General features: G+C 71.1%; 14 protein-coding genes. 9 read left to right on the top strand and 5 right to left on the bottom strand.

Annotated features, from left to right (window positions below; all coding sequences use genetic code 11):
* A partial coding sequence (locus ACYVE7_RS19100) for a hypothetical protein (protein ID WP_460366307.1) occupies window positions 1-489 on the bottom strand: 489 nt, incomplete at its 3' end.
* 82 nt (window positions 490-571) lie between these two features.
* Here ACYVE7_RS19100 and ACYVE7_RS19095 point away from each other — a divergent pair.
* The gene (locus ACYVE7_RS19095; RefSeq protein ID WP_460366306.1) at window positions 572-1,096 is read left to right on the top strand and encodes an NUDIX domain-containing protein; all 525 of its coding nucleotides are present in this window, start codon (window positions 572-574) and stop codon (window positions 1,094-1,096) included.
* A gap of 84 nt (window positions 1,097-1,180) precedes the next feature.
* A complete protein-coding gene (locus tag ACYVE7_RS19090; protein WP_460366308.1) occupies window positions 1,181-2,239 on the top strand; it encodes a hypothetical protein in 1,059 nt (352 codons plus the stop codon).
* 50 nt (window positions 2,240-2,289) lie between these two features.
* Here ACYVE7_RS19090 and ACYVE7_RS19085 read toward each other — a convergent pair whose 3' ends face one another.
* The 3 genes from ACYVE7_RS19085 to ACYVE7_RS19075 form a co-directional block, all read right to left on the bottom strand.
* Window positions 2,290-2,622 carry a nuclear transport factor 2 family protein gene (locus ACYVE7_RS19085; RefSeq protein WP_460366305.1) on the bottom strand — a complete coding sequence of 111 codons (333 nt, stop codon included), beginning with the start codon at window positions 2,620-2,622 and terminating at the stop codon, window positions 2,290-2,292.
* 68 nt (window positions 2,623-2,690) lie between these two features.
* A complete protein-coding gene (locus ACYVE7_RS19080; protein WP_460366304.1) occupies window positions 2,691-3,599 on the bottom strand; it encodes an SDR family oxidoreductase in 909 nt (302 codons plus the stop codon).
* 11 nt (window positions 3,600-3,610) lie between these two features.
* Entirely contained in the window at window positions 3,611-4,384 is a 774-nt protein-coding gene (locus ACYVE7_RS19075) for an SDR family oxidoreductase (protein WP_460366303.1), read from the bottom strand.
* Window positions 4,385-4,452: 68 nt separating this feature from the next.
* Here ACYVE7_RS19075 and ACYVE7_RS19070 point away from each other — a divergent pair, with 68 nt between their 5' ends.
* From ACYVE7_RS19070 to ACYVE7_RS19055, 4 genes are read left to right on the top strand one after another with little or no spacing between them, the layout of a single operon-like run.
* Window positions 4,453-5,220 carry an enoyl-CoA hydratase family protein gene (locus tag ACYVE7_RS19070; protein ID WP_460366302.1) on the top strand — a complete coding sequence of 256 codons (768 nt, stop codon included), beginning with the start codon at window positions 4,453-4,455 and terminating at the stop codon, window positions 5,218-5,220.
* Window positions 5,220-6,074, top strand: coding sequence for a CoA transferase subunit A (locus ACYVE7_RS19065; protein WP_460366300.1), 855 nt, complete (start codon window positions 5,220-5,222; stop codon window positions 6,072-6,074). The genes ACYVE7_RS19070 and ACYVE7_RS19065 overlap by 1 nt, the downstream gene beginning before the upstream one ends.
* Window positions 6,071-6,808 (top strand): CoA-transferase subunit beta, encoded by a 738-nt coding sequence (locus ACYVE7_RS19060; protein ID WP_460366298.1) that lies wholly within the window; start codon window positions 6,071-6,073, stop codon window positions 6,806-6,808. The genes ACYVE7_RS19065 and ACYVE7_RS19060 overlap by 4 nt, the downstream gene beginning before the upstream one ends.
* A complete protein-coding gene (locus ACYVE7_RS19055) occupies window positions 6,805-7,851 on the top strand; it encodes an NAD(P)H-dependent flavin oxidoreductase (RefSeq protein ID WP_460366296.1) in 1,047 nt (348 codons plus the stop codon). Before ACYVE7_RS19060 ends, ACYVE7_RS19055 begins: the two co-directional genes overlap by 4 nt.
* A gap of 578 nt (window positions 7,852-8,429) precedes the next feature.
* On the opposite strand, the gene ACYVE7_RS19050 is transcribed toward ACYVE7_RS19055, so the two are convergent.
* Entirely contained in the window at window positions 8,430-8,582 is a 153-nt protein-coding gene (locus ACYVE7_RS19050; protein ID WP_460366294.1) for a hypothetical protein, read from the bottom strand.
* A 230-nt stretch (window positions 8,583-8,812) separates the two neighbouring features.
* Here ACYVE7_RS19050 and ACYVE7_RS19045 point away from each other — a divergent pair, with 230 nt between their 5' ends.
* From ACYVE7_RS19045 to ACYVE7_RS19035, 3 genes are all read left to right on the top strand, one after another.
* Window positions 8,813-9,433, top strand: a complete 621-nt coding sequence (locus ACYVE7_RS19045; protein WP_460366292.1) for a Uma2 family endonuclease — start codon at window positions 8,813-8,815, stop codon at window positions 9,431-9,433.
* A gap of 237 nt (window positions 9,434-9,670) precedes the next feature.
* The gene (locus tag ACYVE7_RS19040; protein WP_460366290.1) at window positions 9,671-10,762 is read left to right on the top strand and encodes a thiolase C-terminal domain-containing protein; all 1,092 of its coding nucleotides are present in this window, start codon (window positions 9,671-9,673) and stop codon (window positions 10,760-10,762) included.
* A gap of 57 nt (window positions 10,763-10,819) precedes the next feature.
* A partial coding sequence (locus ACYVE7_RS19035; RefSeq protein WP_460366288.1) for a hypothetical protein occupies window positions 10,820-11,676 on the top strand: 857 nt, incomplete at its 3' end.

Below are 11,676 nucleotides of genomic sequence, written 5' to 3'. Positions count from 1 at the left end.
CCGGCGGAACAGCAGGTGGGCGGCGTGCCCGGCCTGGGCGGCGGCCTTCCCCGTCGTCATCCCGGCCTTCGGGTCGAGGACGAGCGCGCAGTAGGGCGCGGCGGGCTCCTTGGTCGTTCCGTGCTCCAGATCGGTGCCCGCGACCTGCATCTTCGCCAGTTCCGGCGGCAGTTCGGTGACGGGGCCCGGCGGGAAGGCGCGGACCTCGGCGCCCTGGTGCTCGACCGTGACGCCCGGGAGCCGCTGCGCGTCGTGCCAGCGTGCGCCCCGGGCGCGGCGCGTCAGTTTGCGGATCCGGCCGTCCTCCCAGCGGGCCACCTGGTCGGCGAAGTCCGCGTCGGCGAGGAGCAGCACCACGGCGGTGGCGGCGGCCTCGCAGACGGCCTCGTGCGACGGCGGATCCTTCTTCTCCACGCGCAGGGCGAGCTGCAGGGCCCAGGGGGTCTCGCCTTCGGGGTCGTCGTGCACGATCGGCGGTCGGGAGATCATGCTCCGAGGGTAGGGCAGGGCGCTAAGTTGGCGGCGCACGCCCGCTCGGGCGGCGCAGGACGGGACAGTACGGGGGACGACGATGCAGCAGGTATCCAGCCGCGAGGTGTACCGCAACCAGTGGCTGACGCTGCGCGAGGACGTCACCCGCTACCCCGACGGCTCTCCCGGCCTGTACACGGTGGTGGAGAAGCCGACGGCCGCCTGCGTCATCCCGTTCGAGGACGGCGGGTTCCATCTGGTCGAGCAGTACCGGTATCCGCTGGAGCGCCGGTCGTGGGAGTTCGTGCAGGGCACCTGGCCGTCGGACGGCCCGCCCGGGGAGGAGCTGGCCCGTGCCGAGCTGGTCGAGGAGACCGGGCTGCGCGCCGAGCGGATGGAGCGGATCGGGCGGCTCGCGATCGCGCCAGGACTCACCACCCAGGAGTGCGACGTGTTCCTCGCGACCGGGCTCACCGCGGGCCCGCACCGCAGGGAGGTCGGCGAGCAGGACATGCGGCAGCGCTGGATCTCGCTCGCCGCGTTCGAGACGATGATCCGGGACGGCGTCTTGTTCGACAACACGACCTTGGCGGCGTATGCCATGTTTCTCCTGAGGAAGTCCTGATCCGATGGTCATAGTCCGGGTCAGCCTGGGTAGGTAGTCCCCCGACGTGCCGGGGGGCGGGCTGGGGAGGTTCGGTTGGCGGAAGTGATTCCGGGCACCGGCACGTACTTCGTGGGCATCGACATGCCACCCGGCCGGTACCGCTGCGAGAACGGCAAGAACGGCTGGTGGGTGCTGTTCGCCGGGGAGGGCGGCTCCCGGCCGACCGGGATCTGGCCGCTGGAGCAGGGCCCCGCCGAAGTCGAGATCACCGACGGCGACTTCGCGTTCGAGACCCACGTCCCGTCCGTGTGGACCCTGGTGTCGCCCGCCTCACCGGCCTCGCCCGTCCGGCACGATCTGCGGCCCGTCACCGATCCGACGCTCCGCGCCGAGCTCGACTCGCTGATCGCGCGGCGCGGCCCGCTGCTGCGGTCGTTCCCGTTCGCGGCGGTCGCGGCGGCCGTCGTCGCGTTCTTCGTCCTGGACGGCGATCTGCGCTGGCTGGTGATCGCGGTCCTGGTGATCGCGGCGGCGTCCCGGCGGCTGCTGGACGATCTGCGCAGGGCCCGCGCCCTCACCGACCGGTCCGACCGGTTCCTCAACGTCGAGGAGTTCGACCCGGAGGGGCAGGCGCTGCTGGCGCGCGTCCAGAAGGCCGCCGACACCGTGCGGTCGTCGGCCGTCGTCGCCGAAGGGCTGCTGGAGGGGATCGATCCGGCCGTCGAGCTACCCCGCCAGGAGTGGGAGATCGCGCAGATCCTGGCCCGCCAGTCCAAGCTCCGCCGTGACGCCGCGGCGCTGGCGCTCGCACCCGAGGTGGCCGAGGCGCTCCAGCCCCAGCAGGACAAACTGGCGCTGTCGGTGGCGGCCGTCACCCGGCGGGTCGAGGCGCTCGAACGATATGCCGAACGCACCCGGGAGGCCGACACCGCCTACCGCGCCTGCCGCCAGCTCGAGGATCTCGCCGCGCACGCCCACGAGTACGACGACCTGCTCGCCGACTCCGTCCGCGAGGATCTCGCGATCCCGGTGATCGACCGGCTCACCGCCCAGTCCGACGAGCTGCTGAGCACCCTGCGGGACCGGATCGCCGACGCGTCCGAGGCCGCGGCCGTCCTGCCGCCGCGAGCGATCAGGGAAGGTGAAGTCAGGGACGAGTGAGGATGCGGGGGCCGTCCTGCGTGATCGCGACGGTGTGCCGCCACCGGCCGTCAGGCAGGGGACGTCTCGAGCTGATCGCGGTCGATCCGGCCGATCTTGCCGTCGCGGAGGGTGAAGTTCCAGCGGGTGGAGCGTTCCCCCGCGGTGTCGTTGCGGAACCGCGCCAGCAGGGCGAGGCCGTCGGCGGACTCCTCGCGCACCGCCAGCCGGCCGTGCACCGCGAAGATCTCGTCGTCGATCCAGCGGCCGAGGTCGCGGCGGGTGCCGTCGTCGGTGAGCTCCGCGTAGGGGGCGAGCTGGGCGGCGAACGCGTCACGATCGCCGTGGTTGATGGCCTCGACGAGGGCCCGGACGGCCGGGTGGGTCGGCAGCAGGATGCTCATGCCGACCAGTGAACCCGGCCGCCGGTCAACAGAGATTCAAAACACCATGAGATGTATCGGTTCGTTGTTCAGCTCGCGCCGTAGACGCGCTCGGGGTCGGGGGCCTCGGCGAGCAGCTTGTCGACGGCGGGGCCGACCTCGGCCGCCTCCCAGCGGGCGCCCCGGTCGACGCGCGGCCCGTGCCGCCAGCCGCTCGCCACCGAGATAGCACCGCCCTCGACCTCGAAGACCCGCCCGGTGACGTGCCGCGCCTCGGCGCTGCCCAGCCAGACCACGAGCGGGGAGACGTTGCCGGGGTGCATGACGTCGAAGCCGTCGGCGGGCTTGGCCATCATCTCGGCGAACACGTCCTCGGTCATCCGGGTGCGGGCCGCCGGGGCGATCGCGTTGACCGTCACCCCGTACCGGGACATCTCGGCGGCCGCGATCAGCGTCATCGTGGCGATGCCGCCCTTGGCCGCGCCGTAGTTGCCCTGGCCGACCGAGCCGAGCAGGCCAGCGCCCGACGAGGTGTTGATGATCCGCGCGTCGACCTGGTGGCCCGCCTTGGACAGCTCCCGCCAGTAGGCGCCCGCGTGGCGCAGCGGCGCGAAATGGCCTTTGAGGTGCACCCGGACGACGTCGTCCCATTCCTGTTCGCCCATCGACACCAGCATCCTGTCGCGGACGAAACCGGCGTTGTTCACCAGGATGTCGAGCCGGCCGAACGCCGTGACGGCGGTGCGGATCAGCCGCTCGGCGCCGTCCCAGCTCGCGATGTCGTCGCCGTTCGCGACGGCCTCGCCGCCCAGCTCCCTGATCTCCTCCACCACCGACCGGGCGACCGCGCTGGTCCGCTCGCCCGCGCCATTCAGTTCCACGCCGAGGTCGTTGACGACGACCTTCGCGCCCTGGCGGGCGAACTCCAGGGCGTGCTCGCGGCCGATGCCGCGGCCCGCGCCCGTCACGATGGCCACGCGGCCGTCCACGATTCCCATGGGGGTTCTCCTTAGAGGTGCTGCTGGGCGAGGTAGAGCCAGGCGGGCTGTTCGCCGCCGCCGTCGATGGTCAGGGTCGAGCCGGTGACGAAGGGTTCGGCGCCCAGGTAGAGGCAGGCGCGGGCGACGTCGTCGGGGACGGCGAACCGGCCCGCGGGAATCGTCCGCCGGATGAGCTGGACCGCCTCCGCGCCGCCGTAGTGCTCGGCCTGGTCGTCGCCGGACTCGATCAGCCCCACGACCAGGCTGTTGACGCGGACGTGCGGCGCCCACTCGGCGGCCAGGCACGCCGCGAGATGGTGCAGCCCGGCCTTGGCCGCGCCGTAGGCGGCGGTGCCGGGCGACGGGCGCACCCCGCTGACCGAGCCGATCATGATGATGGAGCCCTCCTCCATCACCCGGTGGGCGGCCTGGGCGACGTGCAGCGGGCCGAGCAGGTTCAGCTCGATGACGCGCTGGTGGAGCTTGGGCGAGGCGTCCTTCGCGAGGGCGTAGGGGGAGCCGCCGGCGTTGTTGACGACGACGTCCAGCCGGCCGTGCCGCGCGATGATCTGCTCGATCAGCCGGGTGACGTCGTCAGGGTCGCGGACGTCGCACGGCAGGAACACCGCGGCGCGTTCGCCGTAGTCGAGCGCGACGGACGGGGGCCGGTCGGGCTCCGTCCGCGCGCAGACCACCACCTCGGCCCCGGCGTTCAGAAAGGCGCGGGCGATGCCCGCTCCGATGCCCTTCGTCCCGCCGGTGACCAGCACCGTCTTTCCCCGATAGTCATAGCTGACCGCCATCGAACCTCCCTGTGCCGCCATGCTACGGTACCAAGCAAGCGTTAGGTAAACATCGATGAGGGTGGGGTATGGGGATCACGCATACTGTGGCCGCTCCCGGCGTGGCCGAGGTCGTCGTGGACGTGCCGCCGGTCAACGCGCTGACCGTCCAGGGCTGGTTCGACCTCGCCGACGCGATCACGCGGGCCGGGCGCGATCCCGAGATCCGCGCGGTCGTGCTGCGCGCCGAAGGACGCGGGTTCAACGCGGGCGTCGACATCAAGGAGATGCAGCGGACCGAGGGGTTCACCGCCCTCCTCGGCGCCAACCGCGGGTGCTACGCGGCGTTCGCCGCGGTCTACGACTGCGAGGTCCCGGTGATCGCGGCCGTCCACGGGTTCTGCCTCGGCGGCGGGATCGGCCTCGTGGGCAACGCCGACATCATCGTGGCGTCCGACGACGCGACCTTCGGGCTGCCCGAAGTCGACCAGGGGGCGCTCGGCGCGGCCACCCATCTCGCGCGGCTCGTCCCCCAGCATCTGATGCGGGCGATGGTCTACACGACACGGACCGCGACGGCGCACCAGCTCCACGCCCACGGTTCGGTGCTCGCCGTGGTGCCGCGCGCGGAACTGCGGGCGAAGGCGTTCGAGGTCGCCGCGGAGATCGCCGACAAGGACCCCTTCGTGATCCGGCGGGCCAAGGAGTCGCTGAACGGGATCGATCCGGTGGACGTCAAGCGGTCCTACCGGTTCGAGCAGGGATTCACCTACGAACTCAACCTGCAGGGCGCGGGCGACAAGCACCGGGACTCGTTCGTGCGGGCGAGCCGGGGCGTCGCGAAGGAGCAGGGGTAATGGGCGCGCAGATGACGATCGAGGAGATCGTCGGCTCGCTGGAGAGCGGGATGACGGTCGGGATCGGCGGCTGGGGATCGCGGCGCAAGCCGATGGCGCTGGTCAGGGCGATCTGCAACGCGCCCGTCACCGATCTGACGGTGATCTCCTACGGCGGGGCCGACGTCGGGCTGCTGTGCGCGGCCGGAAAGATCCGCAAGCTGGTCGCGCCGTTCGTGACGCTCGACTCGATCGCGCTGGAACCGCACTTCCGGCGAGCCCGCCAGAGCGGGACCATCGAGTTCGAGGAGTACGACGAGGGCATGTTCATGTTCGGCCTGTACGCCGCCGCCCACCGGCTGCCGTTCCTGCCGACCTACGCGGGGCTCGGCTCCGACGTCCTCACCTGCAACCCCGCCCTGAAGACCGTGCGGAACCCCTACGGCGACGAGGAACTCCTCGCCGTGCCCGCGCTGACCATGGACGTCGCGCTGGTGCACCTGCAACGGGCCGACGCCCGGGGCAACGCCCTCTACCTCGGCGGCGACCCCTACTTCGACGACCTGTACGCCAAGGCCGCCGACCGCACCTACGTGTCGTGCGAGAAGCTCGTCGACACCGCCGACCTGCTCAAAGAAGGCCCCGTACAGGCCCTTCTGGTGAGCAGGGCCCAGGTGACCGGGGTGGTCGAGACCCCCGGGGGCGCCCACTTCACCACCGGCGACGACGACCGGCGCGACGAGAAGTTCCAGCGGTTCTACGTGGAGTCGGCGGCCGACCCCGAGAAGTGGGCGGCGTTCCGCGCCCGGTTCCTCGACGGCGACGAGGCCGCCTACCAGGACGCCGTCCGGGCATGGCACGAGGAGGGCGCATGAACACGGAGACGGCCACCAGGGCCGAGGTGTGCGCGGTCGCCTGCGCGGAACTGTTCCGCGGCGACGGCGAGATCGTCGCGGCGGCCGTCGCCGGGATGACGCCCGCGCTGGGCGCGCGGCTCGCCCGCGCCACGTTCGAACCGGGGCTGCTGACCACGGACGGCGGGCCCTATCTGACGGCGCGGCCGGTGCCGCTCGGCGCGCCCGCCGGTGACGTCGAAGGGTGGCTGCCGTTCCGCGACCATCTCTGGCTGGTGCTGAACGGACGCCGCCACGTGTGGCTCGGGCCGTCGCAGATGGACAGGTACGGCAACTGCAACATCAGCCACATCGGCCCGCACGACCGGCCCAAATCACAGCTCCTCGGCGCGCGCGGGGCGCCCGGCAACACCCGGATCAACTCGACCAGTTTCTGGGTGCCGAAGCACTCGACACGGGTGTTCGTCGAGCGGGTGGACTTCGTGTCCGGGGTCGGCAACGACCGGGGCGCGCACGACCTGCGGGGCGTCGTCACCAATCTGTGCGTGCTGGACTTCGCGACCGGTGACGGACGGCTGCGGCTGCGCTCCGTCCACCCCGGCGTGAGCGTCGCCGACGTGGTCGCCGCGACCGGGTTCGAACTCGTCGTCCCCGACGACGTGCCCACGACCAGGACGCCCACCGCCGAAGAGCTGCGGCTCATGCGTGAGGTGCTCGACCCCCGGGGGATCAGGGAACGCGAGGTGCCCGCGTGAAGACCGCGCTCACCGAACTGACCGGGATCGAGCATCCGATCGTCCAGACCGGGATGGGGTTCGTCGCCGGAGCGGGGCTGGCCGCCGCCACCTCGGCGGCGGGCGGGCTCGGCATCGTCGCGGCCGCCACCCTGTCCGTGCCGGAGATGACCGCCGCCATCCGCAAGATCAAGGAGCGGACGGACAAGCCGTTCGGGGTGAACATCCGCTCCGACGCCGACGACGCCGCCGAACGCGTCGAGATCATGATCAGGGAGGGGGTGCGGGTCGCGTCGTTCGCGCTCGCGCCGTCCCGGGAGCTGATCGGACGGCTCAAGGACGCCGGGGTCGTGGTGATCCCGTCGATCGGGGCGCGGCGGCACGCCGAGAAGGTCGCCGCCTGGGGCGCGGACGCCGTGATCGTCCAGGGCGGTGAGGGCGGCGGCCACACCGGGCCCGTCCCCACCACGGTCCTGCTCCCGGACGTCGTGGACGCCGTCGACATCCCGGTGATCGCCGCGGGCGGCTTCTTCGACGGTCGCGGCCTCGTCGCCGCCCTGTCCTACGGGGCCGCCGGCATCGCGATGGGCACCCGTTTCCTGCTGACCGCCGACTCCCCCGTCGGCGACGAGGTCAAGAAGGTCTACCTCGGCAAGTCGGTCCGCGACACCCTCGTCACCACCAAGGTCGACGGAATGCCGCACCGCGTCCTCACCTCCGAACTGGTCGCCCAGCTCGAATCCGCGGGACGCCTCACCGGCCTGCTGCGCGCCGCCCGCAACGGCGCCAGGTTCAAGAAGCTGTCCGGCCTGTCCTGGGCGGCGATGATCCGCGAGGGCAACCGGATGAAACACGGCCGCGAGCTCACCTGGGCGCAGGTCCTGATGGCCGCCAACACCCCGATGCTCCTCAAGGCCGCCATGGTCGACGGCCGCGCCGACCTGGGCGTCATGGCCTCCGGCCAGGTCGTCGGCCTCATCAACGACCTCCCCACCTGCGCCGAGCTCATCACCCGCGTCATGGCCGAAGCCGAACAGACCCTCGCCCGCCTCCCCCGCCCCTGACGGCGCCGGCCCGCGCCTCAGCTCGAAGAGCGCACGACCAGACGGGTCGGCAGGATGCGCGGGGAGGTGAAGTCCGTGCCCTGGATCCGGGCGACGAGGAGTTCCGACTGCTGGTGCTTCGACCGCGCAGGGACGCCAGGAACGAGACGTTGATTTCGGTCGCTGGTTGTGCGTCATAGCGACACAGCATTCGGCCGCCGATCAGGCTTTGACGGCCGAAGGTGTCCCTGCATCTGTCGCGGTAGCAGCCGTCGTCTTCGGGCTCACCGCCGGGCCTTCCACCGCCGACGAGGGGTGGCATGTTCAAGTCGACGACGGCGACGTCGTGACACCCGAGGAGATCGCTCGCAAGCTCTTCCAGAAAGCGCCCCACCACCGGCCATCCAGACCGCATCTCCGCGCGGAACCGACAGCGTCGTCGGCCCGGTCCACCGCAAGGACGACATCGGGACTGTATGGGCAGAACTCACCGAGACCCCCACGACGATCACGATCGAGCCCGGCGACGGCCAGCGGATCGTCTGCCCGACCCTCAGTGCCGCGTACGCGAAGGGACACGCTCCCGAATGCTCGGCCCTCTATGAACGATCATCCGCTGGACTCGCAGGCTCCGCGTACGAGCCGCCCCAGTTGCCGCCGCCGCCCGGGATCGCCGTGACGTCCCACTTGCCCCGGTAGGCGGCGCCCGCCTTCTCCCTGATGACGCCCAGCATCCAGGACGGGCACGCCATCGTCGCGAACGAGTCGCGTTTGAACGCCGCCTCCCACGGCTTGTCGAAGGTCTTGAGCTTGGCGGTCAGATCGTCGGCGTGGAGCCGGGCGACGCAGCCCTAACAAATCTCCCCAAATTCGAGTAATACCGAAATATAGGAAACGGCCGATGGTCAGCCCCTCGGGCAGTGAGAATCAGGCATGGCGCGCGGCCTTGGTCCCTCCGGGCAGCGCGGCGTAGCCTGAGGTCATGTCCGTGAACGAGGAGGACGACACCCCGATGACCGCCGATCCCCTCCCCGATTGGGCCATCCCGCCAGAAGGCGGCTTCACCGTGGAGGACTTCCTCAAGCTCCGTGACCTTCCCCGGCACACTGAGCTGATCGACGGGAGCCTCGTCTTCGTGAGCCCGCAACGCCAATGGCATTCCTCCATGGTCACCCTGCTCGAGCTCCGTTTGGGAGAGTTGGCACCACCCGGCTGGACGGCGATCCGGGAGATGTCCGTGAAGCTCGGCAGGAAGCAGATGCCCGAGCCCGACGTGGCGATCATCACCGAAACGGCCTTCGGGGAGGACCGCACCTACTACCTTCCCGAAGACCTCCTTCTCGCCGTCGAGGTGATCTCCCCGGACTCCGAGGAGCGCGACCGAGACGTGAAACCGCGGAGGTATGCAGGTGCGGGCATCCCGCACTACTGGACCGTGGAACGGGTCGGCACACGACCCGTCGTCAAGACCTTCGAGCGCAGCTCCGCGGAGGGCGGCTACGTTCTCACCGGAATCCACCACGACCAGCTCACGGTCGACTCGCCCTTCAAGATCGATATCGACCTGAAGCGGGCAGGTTCGCGGTTCCGCGACAGACCCTGAACCGATTCCTTCGGCAGCTTTAGCACACACGCCAAGCCACCGAGATTCAACCGTTACCGGAAGGCTTACCAAGCAAGCGCTTGCGCTGGCGATGGTTTGGGGTTAGTTTCCTGACATGCCTCCGGGAACGTTCTTCGAAGTGATCGCCGAACTTTCCCGGACCACGAGCCGTCGCCTGCGGAGGAAGGATCGCGCCCCTTCCGCCGCAGGCGACGTTCACGTCCCGGGCCGGCCCGCTTGAGCAGGCAGTCGTTCTCCGGCCGGGCGGCCGTCGCGGGAATCGGGATGACCGCGATCTCGCGGGAGTCCGGGGCGAGCGCCCTGTCCCTGGCGCTGACGGCGTCGCGCCAGGCCCTCGACGAGGCCGGCGTCGACCGGCCGGACGCGATCCTCAGCTACCACCTCAACGACTCGGCGCCCGTCCTCTACCTGGCCCGCGCGCTCCGGATGGACGAGATCGGCTGGCACAACGAGATCTACGGCGGCGGCACCCAGTGCGCGTCGATCCTGGCCGACGCGGCGATGCTCGTGGACAGCGGGATCGCCCGGAATGTCCTGGTGTACCGGGCGCTCAACGGGCGGTCGGGCCGGCGGATGAACACCCTCGGGCTGAAGCTCGGTGACGGCACCGAGGAGCAGTTCACGCACCCGTACGGGATGGCCGGCCCGGTACACCAGTTCGCGCTCGCCGCCCAGCGGTACCTCCACGACAGGGGGCTGTCGGAGAAGCAGCTCGCCCAGGTGGTGCTGCGGTCGCGGCGGAACGCCCTGGCCAACCCGCGGGCGCTCGTCCGCAAGGAGCTGACCCTCGACGGCTACCTCGCCGAACCGATGATCGCCTCCCCGCTGCGGCGGGCCGACTGCTGCCAGGAGACCGACGCGGGCTGCGCGCTCGTGGTCACCCGGCCGCGTCCCGGCGCGCCGCTGATCCACGCCGTCGTGCGGGGCGGCGGACCCGGCTGCTCGACGATGGACCGCGCCGAGGACGTCAGCCGGATCTTCGCCCACTATCTGGCGGACCGCCTTTACGACACGGCCGGAATGAAGCCGTCGGACCTCACGACGGCCCTGCTCTACGACGCTTACAGCTGGCTGGTCCCCCGGCAGCTCGAGGACTTCGGACTGCTCGCCAGGGCGGATCTCGCCGACGGGCTGGAGGCCGCGCTGGAGCGGGTGAACCCGCACGGCGGGCTGCTGTCGGAGGGATATGTGCACGGGCTGAACAACACGGCGGAGGCCGTCCGGCAAGTCCGCGCGGGCGGGGGTCCCGCCCTGATCACCGGGTTCGGCGGCTCCTACGGTTCGGCGGCGATCCTCACCGGGGACTAGAAACATGAGGACTATTCATGTAATTTCGGCACTCCGCGCCGCCCCCGAGGAGTGCCCTTGCCGTCCCGTCTTCTTCCCCTGCTGGTCACCGGGGTGCTCGCCGCCCTGATCGTCGCCGGGGCGGTGCTCGACCCGGTCGGCTACTTCGCCCTCTACGGCTCCCCCGGCCGCCTCCTCCCCGAGACGGGCTGGCAGGCCGCACCCCTGCTCGTCTACGTGCCGCTGCTGCTCGCGGGCACCGCCTGGACCGCCCACACCTTCCGCCATCTCACCCGGCGACCGCGCTTCACCACGATCTGGGCGGGCATCGTCCTCTCCGCGCTAGTCGCAAAGTTCACGATGGCCGTCGCCGCCACCGCCCCCTGGCTGAACCTCGCCGACCTGGCCTGGTCCACCTCCTACACCGTCCCCAAGGCGGCCCTCTACGCCCTCCTCCCCGCCACCATCGCCCTCCTCCCCTTCCGCCCCACCGAACCGCGGTCACGGAGTGCCGAGACTGTCGCGTTGACGACCGGGGGCGAGGGCCTCACGGGGTCGGGCCGCGCCGCCGGGGGGCGGTCTGTGGGGGCGCGGGGTGTTGCGTTGGCGGTCGGGGGGGTGGCGGCTGTCACGGGGCCCTGGTTGGGGGCGCATTGGGGGCGTGATCTGGTCGCGGGGGTGCCGTCGGTGGCGCCGGAGGCCGGGCTGGTCGGGGTCGTCAGTGGGGTGGTCGTGTTCGGGCTGGCGAATCTGCGGACGCAGCGGAGGTTCGGTGAGCGGGCGCGGAATCGGGGTGGGGTCTTTCTGGGTGGCTGGCTTGGCTCGCTGTGGGCGGGGGCCGTGCTCGGGGTCGTGCAGAGCGTCGCGCTGGTGGTCGTCGACGGGGTCGGGGCCGCGCTGCAGACGCCGGCGCAGGTCTGGATCCGGGTCGGGGA

The organism is Actinocorallia lasiicapitis, from assembly GCF_054778695.1.
This window is presented reverse-complemented; position numbering and strand designations above follow the sequence as displayed.

Excerpts from the sequence above, each read along its gene's own strand:
- ACYVE7_RS19095 (WP_460366306.1), top strand. The coding sequence starts at position 572 with ATGCAGCAGGTATCCAGCCGCGAGGTGTACCGCAACCAGTGGCTGACG.
- ACYVE7_RS19085 (WP_460366305.1), bottom strand. The coding sequence starts at position 2,622 with ATGAGCATCCTGCTGCCGACCCACCCGGCCGTCCGGGCCCTCGTCGAG.
- ACYVE7_RS19080 (WP_460366304.1), bottom strand. The coding sequence starts at position 3,599 with ATGGGAATCGTGGACGGCCGCGTGGCCATCGTGACGGGCGCGGGCCGC.
- ACYVE7_RS19075 (WP_460366303.1), bottom strand. The coding sequence starts at position 4,384 with ATGGCGGTCAGCTATGACTATCGGGGAAAGACGGTGCTGGTCACCGGC.
- ACYVE7_RS19070 (WP_460366302.1), top strand. The coding sequence starts at position 4,453 with ATGGGGATCACGCATACTGTGGCCGCTCCCGGCGTGGCCGAGGTCGTC.
- ACYVE7_RS19065 (WP_460366300.1), top strand. The coding sequence starts at position 5,220 with ATGGGCGCGCAGATGACGATCGAGGAGATCGTCGGCTCGCTGGAGAGC.
- ACYVE7_RS19060 (WP_460366298.1), top strand. The coding sequence starts at position 6,071 with ATGAACACGGAGACGGCCACCAGGGCCGAGGTGTGCGCGGTCGCCTGC.
- ACYVE7_RS19050 (WP_460366294.1), bottom strand. The coding sequence starts at position 8,582 with ATGGCGTGCCCGTCCTGGATGCTGGGCGTCATCAGGGAGAAGGCGGGC.
- ACYVE7_RS19045 (WP_460366292.1), top strand. The coding sequence starts at position 8,813 with ATGTCCGTGAACGAGGAGGACGACACCCCGATGACCGCCGATCCCCTC.